Source organism: Actinoallomurus iriomotensis (genome assembly GCF_030269445.1).
GTDB classification, from domain to species: Bacteria; Actinomycetota; Actinomycetes; order Streptosporangiales; family Streptosporangiaceae; genus Actinoallomurus; species Actinoallomurus iriomotensis.
The window spans coordinates 40,144-57,729 of record NZ_BSTJ01000007.1; the positions used below are offsets into that span (position 1 = coordinate 40,144).

At 71.7% G+C, this 17,586-nt stretch carries 15 protein-coding genes; 8 read left to right on the forward strand and 7 right to left on the reverse strand.

Translation table 11 applies throughout. The annotated features are described in order from the left end of the window. Window positions 1–148: 148 nt before the first annotated feature. Window positions 149–364, reverse strand: coding sequence for a DUF2277 domain-containing protein (locus QSK37_RS26830; RefSeq protein ID WP_285626284.1), 216 nt, complete (start codon window positions 362–364; stop codon window positions 149–151). 70 nt (window positions 365–434) lie between these two features. Here QSK37_RS26830 and QSK37_RS26835 point away from each other — a divergent pair, with 70 nt between their 5' ends. From QSK37_RS26835 to QSK37_RS26855, 5 genes are all read left to right on the forward strand, one after another. Continuing rightward, complete coding sequence (locus QSK37_RS26835; RefSeq protein WP_285626286.1) at window positions 435–1,328, forward strand: NAD-dependent protein deacetylase; 894 nt, start codon at window positions 435–437, stop codon at window positions 1,326–1,328. 73 nt (window positions 1,329–1,401) lie between these two features. Then, window positions 1,402–1,683, forward strand: coding sequence for an SAV_915 family protein (locus QSK37_RS26840; RefSeq protein WP_285626288.1), 282 nt, complete (start codon window positions 1,402–1,404; stop codon window positions 1,681–1,683). 115 nt (window positions 1,684–1,798) lie between these two features. Then, window positions 1,799–2,026 carry a hypothetical protein gene (locus QSK37_RS26845; RefSeq protein ID WP_285579528.1) on the forward strand — a complete coding sequence of 76 codons (228 nt, stop codon included), beginning with the start codon at window positions 1,799–1,801 and terminating at the stop codon, window positions 2,024–2,026. 118 nt (window positions 2,027–2,144) lie between these two features. After that, window positions 2,145–2,582: a hypothetical protein gene (locus QSK37_RS26850; protein ID WP_285626290.1), complete on the forward strand. Its 438-nt coding sequence runs from the start codon at window positions 2,145–2,147 to the stop codon at window positions 2,580–2,582. Window positions 2,583–2,666: 84 nt separating this feature from the next. Further along, a complete protein-coding gene (locus tag QSK37_RS26855; protein ID WP_285626292.1) occupies window positions 2,667–3,242 on the forward strand; it encodes a hemerythrin domain-containing protein in 576 nt (191 codons plus the stop codon). Between the two features lie 16 nt (window positions 3,243–3,258). On the opposite strand, the gene QSK37_RS26860 is transcribed toward QSK37_RS26855, so the two are convergent. Beyond that, window positions 3,259–9,675 carry a WXG100-like domain-containing protein gene (locus tag QSK37_RS26860; RefSeq protein ID WP_285626294.1) on the reverse strand — a complete coding sequence of 2,139 codons (6,417 nt, stop codon included), beginning with the start codon at window positions 9,673–9,675 and terminating at the stop codon, window positions 3,259–3,261. A gap of 371 nt (window positions 9,676–10,046) precedes the next feature. On the opposite strand from QSK37_RS26860, the gene QSK37_RS26865 reads away from it, so the two are divergent. Beyond that, window positions 10,047–10,523, forward strand: coding sequence for a MarR family winged helix-turn-helix transcriptional regulator (locus tag QSK37_RS26865; protein WP_285626296.1), 477 nt, complete (start codon window positions 10,047–10,049; stop codon window positions 10,521–10,523). Window positions 10,524–10,754: 231 nt separating this feature from the next. On the opposite strand, the gene QSK37_RS26870 is transcribed toward QSK37_RS26865, so the two are convergent. Together QSK37_RS26870 and QSK37_RS26875 are read right to left on the reverse strand one after the other, a co-directional pair. Then, window positions 10,755–11,843: an NAD(P)/FAD-dependent oxidoreductase gene (locus QSK37_RS26870; RefSeq protein ID WP_285626298.1), complete on the reverse strand. Its 1,089-nt coding sequence runs from the start codon at window positions 11,841–11,843 to the stop codon at window positions 10,755–10,757. 118 nt (window positions 11,844–11,961) lie between these two features. Then, window positions 11,962–12,564 carry a DUF4291 domain-containing protein gene (locus QSK37_RS26875; RefSeq protein ID WP_285626301.1) on the reverse strand — a complete coding sequence of 201 codons (603 nt, stop codon included), beginning with the start codon at window positions 12,562–12,564 and terminating at the stop codon, window positions 11,962–11,964. Between the two features lie 367 nt (window positions 12,565–12,931). On the opposite strand from QSK37_RS26875, the gene QSK37_RS26880 reads away from it, so the two are divergent. Next, window positions 12,932–13,714 carry an SDR family oxidoreductase gene (locus QSK37_RS26880; protein ID WP_285626304.1) on the forward strand — a complete coding sequence of 261 codons (783 nt, stop codon included), beginning with the start codon at window positions 12,932–12,934 and terminating at the stop codon, window positions 13,712–13,714. Between the two features lie 9 nt (window positions 13,715–13,723). Here QSK37_RS26880 and QSK37_RS26885 read toward each other — a convergent pair whose 3' ends face one another. After that, window positions 13,724–14,908, reverse strand: coding sequence for an MFS transporter (locus QSK37_RS26885; protein ID WP_285626306.1), 1,185 nt, complete (start codon window positions 14,906–14,908; stop codon window positions 13,724–13,726). A 101-nt stretch (window positions 14,909–15,009) separates the two neighbouring features. Next, window positions 15,010–15,327, reverse strand: a complete 318-nt coding sequence (locus tag QSK37_RS26890) for an ArsR/SmtB family transcription factor (protein WP_285626310.1) — start codon at window positions 15,325–15,327, stop codon at window positions 15,010–15,012. A gap of 100 nt (window positions 15,328–15,427) precedes the next feature. Here QSK37_RS26890 and QSK37_RS26895 point away from each other — a divergent pair, with 100 nt between their 5' ends. Then, window positions 15,428–16,603, forward strand: a complete 1,176-nt coding sequence (locus QSK37_RS26895) for an MFS transporter (protein WP_285626312.1) — start codon at window positions 15,428–15,430, stop codon at window positions 16,601–16,603. Between the two features lie 97 nt (window positions 16,604–16,700). Here QSK37_RS26895 and QSK37_RS26900 read toward each other — a convergent pair whose 3' ends face one another. Continuing rightward, window positions 16,701–17,573, reverse strand: a complete 873-nt coding sequence (locus QSK37_RS26900) for a TIGR03619 family F420-dependent LLM class oxidoreductase (RefSeq protein WP_285626316.1) — start codon at window positions 17,571–17,573, stop codon at window positions 16,701–16,703. Between the last annotated feature and the right edge of the window lie 13 nt (window positions 17,574–17,586).

Genomic DNA, 17,586 nt, shown 5'->3' on the forward strand with positions numbered 1-17,586 from the left:
CTGAGCTTGGGATGCATTGTGCAGGCATCCGCTGACATTGTCGCGCCGGACCGGCCCGGTCCGGGGAGACGATCCCCGGAATCCGGCCCGACTCCGTTGTCCACAGGCTGTGGATAACACGCGTCGCGCGCCGGTGGCCACTCGGGCGTCAGGTGCGGGCGCCACGGACCTGGAGGTCGGCCAGGAGATCGGCGGTGGCCCGCGTCACGGCGTCGACCGCGCGCTCGAAGACGGCCTCGTTGTGGGCCGCCGGCTTGCGGAACCCCGAGATCTTGCGTACGTACTGCAGCGCGGCCGCGCGGATGTCGTCGTCGGTGACCTCATCGGTCATCGGTGGCCGGAGGGTCTTGATGCTTCTGCACATGCCGCCCATCTAACGCCCTCGGCCGTACGGCCGGGAAGGCATCGCCGGGCCATGGCGTTACATGAGCGACATGAGTGATGCGACCGGAACTGTGGGCGAACGCCGGGACGCGCCGGAGCGCGCCCGAGCAGGCCTGGCGGCACTGGCCGACCTCGTCGCGGACGGCGACGTGGTGGTGCTCAGCGGCGCCGGCCTGTCGACGGAGTCCGGTATCCCGGACTACCGCGGCGAGACCGGCCGGAAGCGGCGGGCCGAGCCGATGACCTACCAGACGTTCACCGGGAGCGCCGCCGCCCGCCGCCGCTACTGGGCGCGCAGCCACCTCGGCTGGCGGCACGTCGCGCGCGCCGCGCCCAATGACGGGCACCGCGCCGTCGCCGAACTGGAGCGCCGCGGTCTCGTCGGCGGGATCATCACCCAGAACGTCGACGGCCTGCAGCAGGCCGCGGGCGGGCACCACGTGATCGAACTGCACGGCAGCCTCGACCGGGTCATGTGCCTGAGCTGCGGCCGGCGCACCTCCCGCGAGGTCCTCGACGAACGCCTGGCCGCCGCGAACCGCGCGTGGAGCGCCGAGGTCAGCGCGATCAACCCCGACGGCGACGCGGTCCTCGCGGACGAGGAGGTCGCGTCGTTCCGCGTGGTGGACTGCGTCGACTGCGGCGGCCTGCTCAAGCCCGACGTGGTGTTCTTCGGCGAGAACGTGCCGAAGTCGCGGGTGGACGAGTGCTACGCGCTGACCGCGCGCGCGGGGCTGCTGCTCGTGCTCGGGTCGTCGCTGACGGTGCTGTCCGGCTACCGGTTCGTCCGCCACGCGGCCCGGCTCGGCATCCCGGTGGCCATCATCAATCAGGGCGTCACCCGGGGCGACGAGCACGCCCTCGTGACGTTCGACGCCCCGCTCGGGCCCACGCTCACCGCGCTGCTGGCGGAGCTGGGCGACGGGTCGTTCGCGTCGCGTTAAGGACCGCCGCGGCGCTGTGAAGGCTCCGTGTACGGGCCGCCGGGATGTCTGATGCGTCCCTAGCGTGACCGTCATGAGCGAAACGGGATTAATGGTCGTGCCGGTACGGAGCGGGTCAGGGATGGTCTCGCTCCGCTGTGGCCGGCTTCCCAACGGCGAACGGGTCGGGATCGCCTTCACGACCGAGGCGCGCCTGGTCGAGGCCATGGGCGCCGGCCAGGCGTGGATCCGGCTGCACGAACGCGCGATGCGCGCGATGCTCGCGCCGCTCGGCGTGACGCGTCTTCAGGTGGACCCTCGGGTCGTCGCCACCACCCCGTCGACGGCGCGTCTCGCCGTCCCGGCGGCGGTGTGAACCGCCGCGAGGCCGCCTCCGAACCCGGCCGGCGAGTTTCGCCGCGTCGTGAATTAGTGGACCGGCCTGACGGTATTCGTATCCTCGGCGGCCGCACAGGACCATACTGAGAAGAGTGAAGCCACCCCGCGCCGCGAACCGGCGACATCTGCCCACCAGCCCGTTCAAGCCTCCGGCCGACGCTCCGCCGGTCGAGCGGTTCGCCGTCGACGACCAGGTCGTCCACGACCAGTTCGGCCTCGGCGTCGTCATCGGTGTCGAGGACGACGTCGCCGTACTCGTCGACTTCCGCCCGCGCCGCGAGCGCATCACGGCGCCGTACAACAAGATGACCAAGCTCTGAGCGGAGTCACGGCGACGGCCTCCTCCCGCCCGCGGTCCCCGCGGCGTGGCGGGCACGGGCCGCGCCCGCTTCCCGGCACCGATGCCGTCCGGCTCTTACCCGGAGTACGGTGTCGTGCATGCCGGCGGCCATCGTCCACCTGACGATCGCGGCCGTCTGGCTGGGCTCGATGGCCTACAGCATGTTCGTCGTCCAGCCTCGCGTGGCGCGCTTCTTCACCGACGAGAGCCGCCGCGAGGAGTTCCTCCTCGTGCTCGCCCACGGCAACCGGCGTGGCGTCGTCGCGGTGGTGACCGGGCTGTCTCTCAGCGCCGTCGCCGTCATGGCGACCTGGCCGGCCGTCGCGACCGCCTACGCCGTCGCTCTCGTGCCGTACGCCGCCGCCACGGGCGTCTTCGTGAACGTCTCCTGGCGGCACTGGCCGGCTCGCGTTTTCGCCCTTCCGGAGGAGCTGCCGCGCTTCCGCCGGCGGCTGCGGGCCCAGGCTTGGGCGATGCTCGTGCTCGTGGGCGTCGCCTTCGCGCTCACCCTGTCCGCCAGCGTCCTGCGGTGGTGACCTGGGCGGGCTCAGGGTTTCGCCGATCGGCACCGGGTAGGTCCCTGGGCGAGTCGGCGATGCGCGGAGAAAGGAAGTCCGGCCATGGCCCAACGTCCGGAGACGATGCCGCAGACCGGCGCCGTCGCGTTGCTGCTGCGTCAGCACGAGGAGATCCGCCGCCTCTGTCACCGGGTCGAGGCGAACACCGGCCGGCGCCGGGAGGAGGCGTTCGAGAGCCTCCGGCGCCTGCTCGCCGTGCACGAGACCGCGGAGGAGCAGGTCGTCCACCCGATCGTCCGGCGCATCGCCCCGCGCGGCGACCAGATCGTCGACCGGCTGCTGGAGGAGGAGAAGCGGGGCAAGATCATGCTCCGTGACCTGGAGCGGATGGGCACCCACGACCCGAGCTTCCCGCCGATGTTCGCGCGCTTCCGCGCGGCGGTTCTCGAGCACGCCGAGCGCGAGGAGCAGCAGGAGTTCCCCGTGCTGAGCCGGCGCGGTCAGGCGGAGCTGCGCGGGCTGGCCGCCGCGATCAAGGCGGCCGAGGCCATGGCGCCCACGCACCCGCACCCGGGCGTGGAGTCGGCGAAGAGCAACATGATCTTCGGTGTCTTCGCCTCGGTGACCGACCGCGCCCGCGACCTGGTCCGTACCGTCACCCGCCGCGGGCGCCGCTGACGGCTCCGCGTTCCGTTCACGCCACGATGGTGAACGAGGGGTGCCGGCTTCTGAGGAAGGCGAGGTCGGCCTCGGTGAGCGCCAGGTAGAACCCGCGCGGGATGTCCACGAGCAGGTCCGTGCCGTCCGGCAGGTGAGCGACCCCGGTCACGTTGGCGGCGAAGAGGTTGGTCGGGGAGACCGCCTCCTCGTCCCGCTCCCGGATGTCGGTGGCGCCGGCGTCGTTCGAGAACGTCGTGCCGCGTTCGCCGCCCCGGCTGCCCAGGCCCGTGAGGACCTCCGGGCCGCCCGAGACGCCGGTCTGGTGGTTCGTGCTCCTCCCTTGTGCCTGGGTGTCCTTGTGGAGCGTGGTGTCCTGCTGGTACATGCGGATCTTGTACGTCGCGTCGGTGACCTTGACGAGACTCGAGATGTTGATCCCGAGCCGGATCTTCTCGCCCGGACGGTGGTCACCGCCCTCGACGGTGAACTCATGGGCGAGGAGCTGGTCCACGTGGGCCAGCAGGTTCCGCTCGCTGAACCTCTCATCGAGGTCCGCGTCGAGGTACCGGTTGAGCTCAGGTTCCCGGAGCGGCTCGGACAGCTGCGGCACCGGGCCGCGCAGCTTCTTCGGCACCGCGGCCATCGCGGCCATCTCCCGGATCGCCGGCGCCCCGGGGAGCGCGATGCGGTGGAGCAGGCCGGGTTCGAGCAGCGTGGCCTGGTGGGCCAGCGGCGGGGTGTACCTCGCCCAGCGGTGCGCCTCGCCGGCCACCGGCCTCCATCCGGGCACCGGCTCGCCCGCCGTGGCGGGCCGGGTGAGGTGGTTGGAGACCGCCACCACGATCCGGCCGGAGGTGTGCTCGGTGTGCGTTCGGACGTTCTGCCGGTGGTCGCCGAACGCCGCGGCGGTACGGTTGCCGGTCCGCGCCGCGACCCAGCCGCTGGCGTTCCGGGCCGTGTCGACCAGGGATTCGGCGACCCTGGCCGGCAGGTCCACGGACCGGATCGAGACCTCGAAGTCGACGTCGTGGGTGAACTCCTGCGAGCCCTCGAGCGTCTGGCGCCGGTCGTACCGTCGCCGGCTCTCCCTGGCGCTGTGGCCGGTCTCCGTCTGGGAGCTCCTCCCGTACGTGTGCTGACCGCCGATGCCCACGTCGTGGTAGCCGACGATCCCGCGGACGCGCCACTTGAACCCGCGGCTGGACGTGGCCTTGCTCGTCGTGCTGGTCGCGTCCTCGGGCTGGGTCCGGATCATCTGACGGAGCTCGGGGCGATCGCCGGTGTGCCTGCCCTCGTTCAGCTCAGCACGGACGGAGACGCGCGTGACACGGGTGTGGCCGTCGCCGATCGGCGTGTGGAACACCTGTGTCACACCGTGGTCGACCAGCGTCGGCAGGTCCGCGGCGAGGGCCTCGGGCGCGAACCGCTTCTCGAGGATCCGCATGTTCTGGCTCGCGGTGAGGCGCTCTCCCTCGAAGAGCGTCCCGGCGTCCTCGAGCGCGCCGACGATCCGGTCGAGCAGGTGCGGCGCCTCCACGACCTCGGGGAACGCCGACGGCATCGCCGCCTCGGGCAGATAGGTCCGCGGCTCGGTCGCCGGGACCACGGCCGTAGGCGGCCCGGCGAGGGCGTGCCTCTGCGCCATGCGGTCGGGCATGGTCAGGTCGACGCTCTCGTGGGCGCGAAGGTGCACGGGCGTGCCCTCCTCGACCGTGTGCCCCTTCCAGCGCACCGGCGTGACCTTGATGTGCAGGTCCGCGCGGTCGATGATGTGCGACACGCTCTCATCCGAGTACGTTCCGCGCAGGACGCCGGTCGAGCCCTCCGCCGCGGTGACGCTCGTGTTCCGTCCGATGCCCCGGGTGAGGCCGACCTCGTGCAGGCCCTCCACGTCTCCCGCGTGGACGTGGACGCCGAGGAGCCGTGCCTGCCCGGCCAGGTGCCAGCCGCCCTCCGTCGTGGCGACGCCCTCATAGCCCGTGGTGCGGTAGTGCTCGCTCTCGATCCCCCGGACCGGGAACTGGTCGCGCGGGGCACCGACTCTGAGCTCGATCCGTACGGCCTGCTGCCAGCCGTCCGCCGTCTCGCCGACGGGGATCTTCAGACCGCCGGGGGCCGTGTACCTGCCGAAGTCGGTCTGCAGCCGCGAGGGCTGGGTCGCGTCGCGGATCCGCAGGGGAACGTCGAGGCGGTCGTGCGGAGCCTCGTGGCCGTTCAGGTCCGCCAGGGTTCTGGCGACCTCCAGGTCCAGGCCCCGGATGGCGGCGATGGTCGGCGTGATGCCGGTGACCTGACCGGACAGGTCCAGGGAGTTCTCGGGGAAGTCCGTGGTCCGTTCGAGCCGGCCGATGTCGGCGACGTCGGCGTCGGCGCCGCGGGGGACGTGCACCTCCGGCACCAGGACATTGGCGGTCATGTCCTTCCCGTGTATGTTCCACGAGACGTCCGTCATGGGGGACCCGTCCGGTCCGTGAACCCGCACCCGCGCCGTGTACGAGACGCTCTTCTTGATCGTTATGGTCGGCCCGCTCGTCTCCCTCCGCGAGTACGTGGTCATGTTCTTCACGAGCTCGTCGCCCCTGGTCCGGTCGAGCCCCACGCTTCCGGTGAGCTTGGCGGGGCTGACCTTGACCCACTTCAGCGGTGCGAGAAGCCGGCGGAGGCGAGGGCTGCCGGGCATGTCGGCCACGCCGTCGAGCTTGAGCTCCACCGCGCCGACGGTGTCCGCCCCGACTCCGAAGACCTTGCCGTGTCCCACCACGACCCCGGACATGGTGAGGTCCCGGGTGTTCACCGTGACGTCGGACGTGGAGCGGCTCACGACGTCCCCCAGATTCGCGGTGAGGGACACGTCGACGCGATGCCCCTTGACCACGGCGCTGAAGTCCACGCCGTTCACCAGATCGGCGACCGTGCGTCCTTCGAGACCTCTCTGGCCGAACGAGGGCGCGAGCAGTTCCGCGAGGCGGCTGGAATCCGCGTCGGTGAGGCCCGGGACCGCGCCGGTGACCGTTTCCCTGATCTGCGGAACGATGCGTTCGGCTCCGGGCAGCTCGTGCAGGGTCGCCCGGCCGGTACCACGGCCGGCGGCCAGAGCCGGTGGTTCCTCCGGGATCCGCGCGGGCCCGTGATGCGCCAGGGCCGGTGCCGCGGAATGGGCGCTCGGCGGGGGCGGCAGAAGGCCGTCGGTCTTCTCCGCGCCCCAGATGTCGCGTTCCATCTGGGCGGCGTCCTCGGCTCGTACGGTCAGCCAGCTCGGCGCCTCGGTCGTGAACGTGCCCAGGTCCTTGTACTTGATCTCGACTTCCAGCCGGGCGCGGTACACGTCGAGCGGCACCTGCTTCTGCAGCGCGGTCAGTTTCACCATGCTCGTGTCGGTGTTCATGGTGACGTGGATATGGCCCTTCTGGTAGTGCCCGCCGAGGGACCACTTGAGGGTCCGGCCGGACGGGTCGAAGAACCAGCTGATCTTGATCCGGCCCGCGGCCTGCCACTTCGCCTTGCTGCGTTCCCCGTCCCGGTGGATCGTGCTGGTCGCGAGGTCGTCCCGGATCGTCCCGTGGGTCCTGGCCAGATGCTCTATACGCACGACCTTCGCCCGGACCTCGATGCCGCCGACGCTGAAACCGTCGAGCAGGGCCGCGCCCTGGTTCGCCAGCTGCTGCTGGCCGAGTGGTCCGGCGGCCAGCCTGTTCGCCAGTTCCTTCGCGGCCTCGGGCCGCATGCCCTTGGCGATGGCGTGGCTGACCAGCTTCGCGACGATCGGGCGGTTGTCCACCGCGGTGAGGATGGGACGGTACGGCCGTACCGCGCCCGCCCTGTCGTCCGGGACCGCGTGCCGGGGGAGCGGCGGCAGCGTGCCGTCGGCCGGATTCTCTCCCCGGAAGTTCTCCGGGTAGGCGATGGTCATGGAAAGGTCCGGGACGCGGGCGTCGTTCGCGACCTTGGCCCCGTCGAGGTACACCTCGACCGATCCGCGGACGTCGAAGGCGTCGTGGGCGGCCACCATCACCTTGTGACCGGGCATGACACGCGTCACTCTGGCGTGGGTCTCACTCGACGTCTTCGACCGTGCGACGCCGGGCAGGGCATTGTCGTCGGTCATGTCGGAGATCTCTTCGTTGTGCGCGGCGCCGATCGAAGCATCCTTCTCGTTGCTCCGGCCCTCCCGTACCGCCGCTTCCCAGCTTCCGAACTCGACCGAGTACTTGCGGGCTCCGCCGGTCCCCTGGAGGTGGACCGGATCGCGGGGGTTGAGCCACAGCGTCACCGCGTGTTTGCCGTCCTTGCCCCGTACGGTGAAGGTCTCGCCGTTCTTCAGCAGGTCGAGCAACCGGTCCGGGCTCCCGTCGGCGAGCACGTCCGCGAGGTGCCGTTCGATCGCGTCGCGGACGCGCGGATCCAGATCGGGCGCGAAGCCCTTGCCCCAGCGCCGGGCCGCGGCGAGCGGGTCGGCGGGAAGCTCGGCGGTCCGGACGTCCATTCCGTCCCCGGCCACGCCGTCCTTCGCGTAGTCCGGCCAGATGACCTCGGGGCGGTCACCCGATGTTCCGTGGGTGCCTCCCGCGGAACCGGCAGGGGACGCGCCTTCGCCCGGCTGGAGCGGTTGTGCCGGAGCGGCGGTGCCCTGCTCGTGAGGCGGCGGCTGCTCGGGCGTCACCGCCTGCCCGCCGCGGCGTACCGGGCGGTTCAGGACGTCGGCGATCCGGTTCCCGGAGCCGCCGTTCGACGACGACCCGGCGGACGCGGAGTTCTCCGGGTGGGGGCCGGCGACGAGAACGTCTCCAGCGTGGGGGACCACGGGAGCGGACGGCTTGGGAGTCGGCGTGTCGGGATGGACCGTTCCCACGCCGTGGCCGGGCGGTGTTCGGCCGGTGGAGGGAGAGGCGGGCGGCTCGGGGGCCCTGGCGAGTTCGGTGTGCGGTACGGGCCCGGTGGGGCCGGTCGTGAGCCGGGCCGGTTCGCTGCTGGAAGGCCCGGGCTCGAGCTGCCATCCGGAATCGGAGACGACTTCGCCTTCATGGTCGTAGCCCTCGCCGGTTTCGGAGTAGAAGTCGTGGGGGCGGGCCGACGGCCCGGTGGGCGGGGGCGTCGGCTCGTCGGGAACGATCTCGCCCTCGACCACCTCGTCGCCACCAGTGCCGGTGGAGCCCCTCTTCCCGGAGAGCGCGGCCGAAGCGACCCCGTGCTTGCCCGCGTCGAGCGCGGCCATCCCGAAGCCGAACGCGGCCGCCTGCCCCACATCCATGTGATGCTCCACCGCCTCCTGGCCCGCCAGGTTGCCCGCCGTACCCGTCGTGCCGGAGAACAGGAACCGCGCGGCCCCGCCCTTGAATCCGTCGGCGCCCATGAGGTTCGCCAATGCCGTGGTCAGCCGGTTTCCCCGCTTCGCCACCCACGAGCCCGCGCCGCCCATCACCGCACCGGCGATCGCGCCCTCTCCCACGGCCTTGAGGAACTCGCCCCCGTCGAAGCCGTCCTGCAGCCCGTACTGAATGCGCGCGTACTGTCCCGCCGCGTCCATTCCCCCCGCGTACCAGGCGCCCATCAGCACCGCCTTGGCCACGTTCCGCAAGAACTGCTTCAGCGTCAGGCCCGCGGCCCGCGACACCAACGTCGCCGACTCCACCGACCCACCCGCGGTGAACGCCGACCAGGCCATGGCGATCGCCCAGGTCGCCACCAGGAAGTCCAGGGTCAGGGTCCACTGCAACCGCGCTGCCTTCTTCTGCGCGATCAGGTTGTCCACCGAGCCCGCCAGGCCCTCACACGCCTCCGCCAGCCAGACCAGGCCGCCTTCCTCCCCGCCGCCCTGCAGCGCGTCCGCGTACGAGGCGAACTGCTGCGTCGCCTCACCCGCGTTGTTCGCCGTGACCGCCCGCGCGTGGCCCGACACGTCCTCGGCCACCAGCCGTACCTGATAGGCCGCGATCCGCCACTCCCGCGCCAGCCCGCTCATATAGCCGAGACTCCCGTCCGGCCACGGGCACCCGCCCACCAGCGTCTCCAGGAACGCCGCCATCTGCGACAACGACGACGGCTCCGGGTCCGACTGCGGGAAGGCCTTCGTCTCCGGCGGCAACGTGTACGGCCGCGTCTCCGCCAACGCCCCCTTGTCCGCTCCCGGCGGCAACGCGGACCCGACGGTGCTCGCCTCCTCCGCCAGCGCATAGGTGTGACCCGAAACGATCAGCATCCCGCCCGTGGCGCGCAGGAGGTTCACCATGTCCGCCAGCGCGTCCAGCACCTGGGTCCGCGACGCCCCATACCCCGGCGTCTTTTCATCACCATTGAAGAAAGCGCGGCCGATGTCGTCCTGACCCCAGCAGTCGCCCGTGCCCATCAGGCCATAACACAAGGCGTCAACCACCGTGCCGAGAGTGTCTCCCGAATCCAGCATCCCGCGCCCCGACCCCACCCAGGTCTTGGGATGCGCCAGGTATCCGGACATGGGCTACTTCCCTCCGGTCGTCGGCATGCCATCGCAGGTCGGCGTGATGATGGCCGCGCCGACCAGGCCGGCCACCCGGGGTTCACCAAGAATTCGCCGACAGTTCTCCGTTTTCATCCGGAAAGACACGAACAATTAACATCCATTTAACAGAGTTGCCGGCCGTCCATTTCCTACTGCCACGATAACGGTTGAACGCGCTCATAAAAAGTGGCGAGAGAGGTACGGGCGGCGGTCGCCGGCTCGACCCGGCGACCTCGGGACGGCGAAGGGGGCCGATGGCGCCCCGCCGTCTGGTCAGGTGTGACCTGCGGCGTCGACATCCTTGCTAGAAAGTTCGTGCCGCGAACCGGCGGTGTTATCGTGGGCGAATGAGCGAGGCGGAGGGCGAACGGATGGGTGTCGCGACCGCCCTGGTCCGCTCATCGTTCCTGGTCAACGCCGTGTACGCCGAGTCGAGCCGCGAGCACGGCCTGACCCCTCAGCAGGGACAGCTTCTGTGCGTCCTGATGCCGCGGCCGTACGGCATGAGCGAGCTGGGCGGCGTGCTGGGCCTGGCCAAGTCGAGCCTGACGGGCCTGGTCGACCGGAGCGCGCAACGCGGTCTGGTGCGCCGGGAGCCGGACCCGGAAGACGCACGCGCGGTACGCGTCGCGCTGACCTCGGAGGGCGCCCGGCTGGCCAAGGAGTTCTACGCCGAGACCACGCGCCGAGTCGAGAGCCTGGCCGAGAACCTCGACGAGACCGACCGCCGCGTGCTGTCCGCCCTGCTCGCCAGAGTCGTGTTCGACAACAGGGTGCCGGTCGTCTTCATGGACTTCGGCGCGGTGCCCCCGGCCCAGAGCTGACCCGAGCCGCCAACGCCCCGGGCTCGGTGACCAACGCCCGCTGATGACAGAGCCCCTTCACGGCAGCGGAGCCGTGCGGCAGCGGAGCCGTGCGGTGGCGGAGCCGTGCGGTGGCGGAGCCCTCCCGCCCGGGGTTTCCATCCCATTCCCATTGTCCAGGGCTCGGATCCGTTCGCGGAAGGGTGCCTTGGCGGCTGTGGACAAGTCGATCGCGCGTTCGGCCGGGTTGGGTCAGGCGGTGCCGAACAGGGCGGTGAATCGGCCCGTGTACAGGTCCGTGCCCTTGCGTTCGCTCACCGCGAGCGCGGACAGTACGGCCGGGCCGTCGGGGGATGGCATCTGGCCGACGCCGCCGGTCGGGCCCAGCGGAAGCAGGATCGCGTTGATCCTGGAAGGCTCGTAGATCGCCGCCGGTGGCTCGCCCCGTACCTGGGCGAGGATGTTCTGTGCCACGACCTCGGCGTGCCGCATCGCGTGGCCGGCCATTTTCGCCTCGTCGAGATCGGTCAGGTCGCCGATCGCGTAGGCGCGGTCGTGGCCGTCGACGTTGAGCTTCTCGGTGACCCGTACCTGTCCGCGCGCGTTGCGGGCCGTGGTCAGGGTGCCGTCGAGGTAGTCGCTGTTCGGGCGTACGCCGTGGCAGCGGAACCAGATGTCGGCCGAGATCGTGCCGCCGGTGACGTCGGCGGTGAAGGGCCTCGGCTCGCCCGGTTCGGTCGGTGGCGGTGTGAGCAGCGTGGTGCCGAGCCGTACCTCGACGCCCAGCGCGTCCAGTTGGCGGCGCAGGTCCGCCCGCATCTCCGGGGCGAAGCCGGGCACCAGCTCACCGACGGGGTCGATCACCGTGACGTGCTTGTCCGGCCATACCGCCTTGATCTCTCCGGAGAGCTCCAGGCCGACCGGCCCGGCCCCGGTGATCAGCACCCGTGTCGCGTCGGCCAGTCCCTTGTGCGTCGCGCGGAGCCGTTCCCGTGCCTCGCCGGAGTCGTCGGTGTCCATCTTGGCCGGATAGGGGTAGGTCGAGCCGGAGGCCAGGACGAGGTAGTCCGCGTCGACACGCCGGCCGGAGGCGAGCGTGACGCCGCCCGCGTCCGCCGACACCGCCCGTTCGCGGACGACGGTGCCGCGCCGTAGCAGCCGGGCGTACGGGAAGAAGATGTTGCCCGCCCACTCCGGCCGGACCAGCGCGCGCAGCGATCCGGCGGCGTGCACGAACGCGTCCTTCGGCTCGACCAGTACGACGTCGGTCTCCTCGTCCAGCGCCTTGGCGACCGCGGCGCCGCCATAGCCTCCGCCGACGACCGCGACGGTTCTGCCCATGATTCCCCCCAAAAAAGAGCAAGTTCGTGGCACGAACTGTATTAGTTCGTGCCACGAACTTCAATGGCGAGCCGTCTGCCGTACCAGGCGTGACGGCTCCCGGCCGGGGAGCCGTCGGTCACGCGTCGGCGCCGATGCGCCGGGCGAGTTCGGCCGGGAGTGGATAGACGCGCTCTCGGGGGAGGAGGGCGGCGGCTCTGGCGGTATGGCCGTCGCCGAGCAGGCGCCGGATCCGGTGCACCGTCGGCGTCAGGTCGCGGATGTCCAGGGTCCACTCATCGGCGTACCGGTCGATGACATGCCGGCTGAGCCCCACCTGAATGCTGCGCGCGTCCAGCGCGCGCCCGCGCAGCGTCCGCTCCGGATCCCACTGGACGTGCACGCGAGCGTGCCGGAACGCCGCACGCCACTCGTCATTGTCCCGGTGGACGCGGCGGTCGGCGCTCGTGGGTACGGCCTGGGACAGCGCCTCCTCCCAGCCTTCGCGGGAGATCCGTACGGCGAGGACCATCTCCTGCCCGGCCTTGCGAGCCCAGCCGCTCCGCTCCATCAGCCACAGGAAGGACGGCTTGATCCAGGTCATCCGCGTCCGGGAGAACGGCGGCACGAAACGCCCCTGCTCGACCGCCGGCCGTCCGATGTGCGGCCCGTACGCCTGGTACACGACGATCGACGTACGGTCGTAGTCGGCCCTGATCTCGCGCGATCTCACAGGTCGCATGCTGTCCCCGCCCGGACGGCGGATCAACCCGATTTCCCGGTCCCGGCCCGCCGAGGAGGCGGCGGGAGAGCGCCGGCGACGCCGCGAATCTCGCGCCCGGGATCCTCGCGCGCACCCCGCCGCATACCTTTCGCCTCACACCTCGCGTGCCGGGGCGGCCGTGCGCGACGCGTCGACGGCCGGCGCATACTTGGTCGGCCGGCGTCGGTAGAGGGAGCCGAGCCCGACACCGGCGCCGCGGACGACGCGCGGTCCGTCGTACCCGCGGCGGTCGAGCTGGGCGGGCGTCTCGCGGAGTACGGCCGGCTCGCGAGGCCGGTCGCGGGTGCGCTCGGTTGATTGTCACGAACAGCAAAGGACTACGGCCATGGATCTCGCCCTTCGCGGCAAGCAGGCTCTGATCACCGGTGCTTCCAAGGGCATCGGCGCGGCGACCGCCGAGGTGCTGGCCGAGGAGGGCTGCCATCTGCACCTCGCCGCGCGCGGCGAGGCCGGACTCCACGCGCTCGCCGAGCGGCTGCGCGAGCGGCACGAGGTGACGGTCGACGTCCACCCCGCCGACCTGCGCGACCCCGGCGACCTCGCCCGGCTCGCGGAGGCCACCGACGGCATCGACATCCTCGTCAACAACGCGGGCGACATCCCCGGGGGATCCCTCGACCTGGTCGACGAGGACGCCTGGCGGCACGGCTGGGAGCTGAAGGTGTTCGGCTACATCAACCTGACACGGCTCGTCTACGCGCGGATGAAGGCGCGCGGGCACGGAGTCATCGTCAACGACATCGGCGCGGCGGGCGAGGGGTTCGACTTCGACTACATCGCCGGCAGTTCCGGCAACGCCGCGCTGATGGCGTTCACCCGCTCCCTGGGCGGGCGGAGCCTGCGCGACGACAACATCCGCGTCGTCGGCGTCAACCCCGGGCCGGTCGCGACCGAGCGGATCGTCGAACTGATGAAGACCCGCGCCCGTACGCGCCTCGGCGACGAGGGGCGATACCGCGAGCTGATGGCCGGCCTGCCGTACGGGCGGGCGGCCGAGCCGCGGGAGATCGCCGACGCGATCGCCTTCCTGGCCTCCGAGCGGTCCGCCTACACCAGCGGCGTCATCCTCACCCTGGACGGTGGCCTGTGCGCGAGGGGCGGCGCCTGACCCCCGGCCTCAACCGGCCGTGGCGGCGACGGCCTCTGGCTGCGCGGGCCGGGGAGCGCGCCGCCACAGCGGGACGGCCAGCCCGACCACGAGGAGGCTGCCGAGGCCCGTGACCGCGAACGCCCAGCCGGTGCCCGTACGGTCGATGAGGAAGCCGGTGACGGGGTTGGCCACGGCGATTCCCAAGGTCAGAGCGGTGCTGTGCAGGCCCACGGCCTCGCCGCGGGCGGCGGCGGGCACCCATCCGCTGAGGGTGTCCACCGTGGTGGACAGGGCGGGGGCGCACAGTATCCCGGACGGCACCAGGGCCAGGCACAGCAGCGGCCACGGACCGACCAGGCCGACCAGGCCGGCCGGTACGGTGAGCGCGGCCATGCAGCCGATCGTCACCAGCGGGGACAGGCCACGGCGCAGCGAGCCATACGCGAAGCCGCCGACCAGCGACGACAGGCTCCACACGGCGATGGCCAGACCGGTCCACCGGGTGGCGGCGTCGGCCTTGAGCACCGCGACCAGGTTGAGCTCCGTCGCGGTCAGCACGAAGGTCGCCGCGAACGTCACCCCGAACAGGGCCAGCAGAGCGGGAGTCAGCCACTGCCGCCGGGGGACGGCGGCCCCGCCCGCCTCCGGCTCGTCTCCGCCGCGCGTCGCCGGGTTCAGCACCAGCAGGGCCGTACCGGACCCGACCAGGCCCAGTCCCACGAGAGCCATGGTGAGGTCACTGCCGAACGTCGTCGTGGCGGCGACCGCGACGGCCGGGCCGACCATGTAGCTCACCTCGACGAGCATCGCGTCGAGCGCGAACGCGGCACGACGCCGCTCGGTCGGGACGGCCGCGGCCAGGCACTGGCGGATCACGTTGAACACCGGCAGCGCCAGCACCCCGGCGGCGAACGCCCCGCCGACCAGCGGCCAGTACGGCAGGAACGCGGCCGATGACCAGAAGATCAGCTGGGCGACCGTGGTGACCGCCACCACCGGCCGCAGGCCGTGCCGGTCGACGAATCGCCCGGTGATCGGCGCGCCGAGGGCCACACCGCCCGTCGAGGCCGCGCCGACCAGGCCCGCCTGGAGGAAGCCGAGCTTCATGCCGGTGATCACGTGCAGGGTCAGGGTCACCCCGATGGCGACGACGGGGATGCGGGCGAGGATGCCGACGAGCAGCAGCGGCCGGACCCCCGGAACGGCCAGCACGCGTCGGTAAGGTTCAAAGGCCACTGCGGTTACTTACCTCCGCTGCGGATTGTGGCAGCGGCCGACGCGCGAGGAAAGTGAATTTTCGGGAGGCGGCGCGCTCACTCGCCCCCGAGGACCGCCTGGAGGAGCCCGGGGAACCGCTTCTCCATGTCGTCGCGCCGCACTCTGACGATCCGCTGGCGTCCCACGACGAGCGTCCTGGTCAGACCGGCCTCGCGGAGCACGCGGTAGTGGTGCGAGATGGTCGGGTTGCTCAGGCCGAGGTCGGCCTCCTCCGCGAGCACGGAGCAGTCGATCGGATCCGGCCTCTGGTACAGCGCGGTCATGAGCGCCCGCCGGCCGGGGTCGGCGAGTGCGCTGAGGATGACGGTGAGGTCGAAGGAGTCGACCGAGGGCTCGGGCAGCGTGCGCGGCATCTGTCGCCTCCTCTCAATTGTTTGACGCTCATCGAATCGTAGCCTAACGTCCCATCGTGTGACCGATCGACAATCATCGAATGAACTTGGCGTCTGGCGGTTGCTGATCCTCGCCGTCGGCACCTTCGTGCTCGGCGTCGACGGCTTCGTGCTGCCGGGGCTGCTTCCTCACGTCGCCACGGACCTGTCCGTGAGCCTCGCCACCGCCGGCCAGCTGACCACCGCGTTCGCGGTCGCCTACGCGGTCGGATCGCCGATCATCGCCACGGCGACCGGCCGGATGGACCGTCGCGTGGTCATCGGCGCGGGCATGTTCGCCTTCCTGGCCGGCATGGTCCTGCAGGCGGCCGGTCCTTCGTACGCGGTCGTGCTGGCCGGGCGCGTCGTCGCCGGGCTCGGTGCGGCGGCGTTCCAGGCCAACGCCTTCGCCGTGGCGGGTGTGCTGTCCCGGCCGGACCGCAGAGCCCGGTCGTTCGCGGTGATCGGCGCGGGTTCCAGCCTGGCCTCGGTGCTCGGCGTGCCCTTCGGGCTGCTGGTCGGGCAGTGGCTGGGCTGGCGAGGGGCGATGTGGACGATCGCCGCCCTCGCGGCCGCCGCCGCGGTGCTGGCCGCGGCCGGCCTGCCCTCCGTCACCCTGCCGGCGACGTCACTGCGCAGCAGGCTCGCCGTGCTCGTCGACCCGCGCATCCTGATCCTGCTCGTCGTCAGTGCGCTCGTGCTCGCGCCGCTCTACCTGGTGTCGGCGTACGCGGCGGTCGTCGTGGGGGTGAGCACCTCGGCCGGCGGCGCCGTCCTGGCCGCGCTGTGCGTCTTCGGGGCGGGCTTCTTCATCGGCAACCGCCTGGTCGGACGGTTCGCCGACCGGTTCGACTCCCTGACGTCCCTCACCGCCGCGCTGGCCGTGGCGGTCGGCGCGAACGTCGTCCTGAGCGTCGTCCAGCACTGGTTCGTGCCGACGCTCGCCGCGCTGTTCGTCCTCGGCCTCATCGGATCCTTCCTGTTCATCCCGCAGGCGGACCGGGTGTTCGTGGCGGGCGGCGACGTCGCCGCCGTCGCGCTCAGCCTGAACGGGGCGATGGCCTACGTGGGCACGGCCGTCGGCGCGACGCTCGGCGGCGTGGTGCTCTCGGTCGCCGGGACGCTCTGGCTGGCCCCGGCCGCCGCCGTCCTCGCCGCCATCGTGCTCGGCGTCACCCGGCTGACCGCCCCCGAGCGCCGTACGGCGGCCGGTCGCCCGGAACCCGCGAACGTTCCCGCCGAGGCCACCGGACTGTGACGGTTCAAGGATCGCTCGGTATGCGCGGGCCGGCGTACGACCTGCCGGTCCCACCGGTCTGGAGTACGCCGTACTGCTGCCCTGACCGGCGTCCGGCTCACCGCGTCGCGGGAGAGCCGGAGAGGCCGAAGCGCTCGGCGAACGCCGACATCTCGTCGCGTTGCCGGTCCGGTTCGGCGGCGGTGACGCCGACGACGATGCGTGTCACGCCCTCCGCGGCGAACGCCTCGACCCGTTCGGCGGGCATGTCGATCGATCCCCATCGCGTGTACTCCAGCGCCTGCGGGTCACGGCCGGCCTCGACCGCGGACGACCGGGCGAGCTCCAGCCGGGCGGCGCGTTCGTCCGGGGTGAGCGCACCGCCGGGGAAGTAGCCGTCACCGCGCCGCCCGGCGCGGCGCGCGGCGGCCCGGCTCGACCCGCCGACGTGGATCGGCAGCTCGGTGACCCCGAACGGCTTCGGGAAACTGCACAGGTTCTCGAAGGCGAAGAACTCCCCGTCGAAGCCGACGCCCTCCTCGCCGCCGCCCCAGAGCAGCCGCAGCACGTCGATCGCCTCGTCGGCGCGACGGCCGCGGGTCCTGAAGTCGACGCCGACCGCCCGGGCCTCACCCGGCAGGGTGCCGAGGCCCACGGTCAGCAGCCGCATCCGTCCCCTGGACAGGACGTCGATGGTCGCCAGGCGCTTGGCGAGGACGACCGGATGGTGGTAGGGCAGGAGCAGCACGCCCGTACCGAGCAGGATCCGCCGCGTGGCCGCGGCGACGAAGGCCAGGCAGTCGAGCGGGTCGGCGTACGGCAGTGACGTCGGGAGCTCGGCGGGCCCGATCGTGGCGCCGGGATACAGCGCGATGTGCTCCGGGAGGTACAACGACTCGAAGCCGCAGTCCTCGGCGTGCCGGGCGAAGGCCGTGATCCGGTCCGGGTCGGCGCCGTACTGGGGGGTGCTGTAGCTGATCGCGAATTTCATTCCAGCCTCCGCG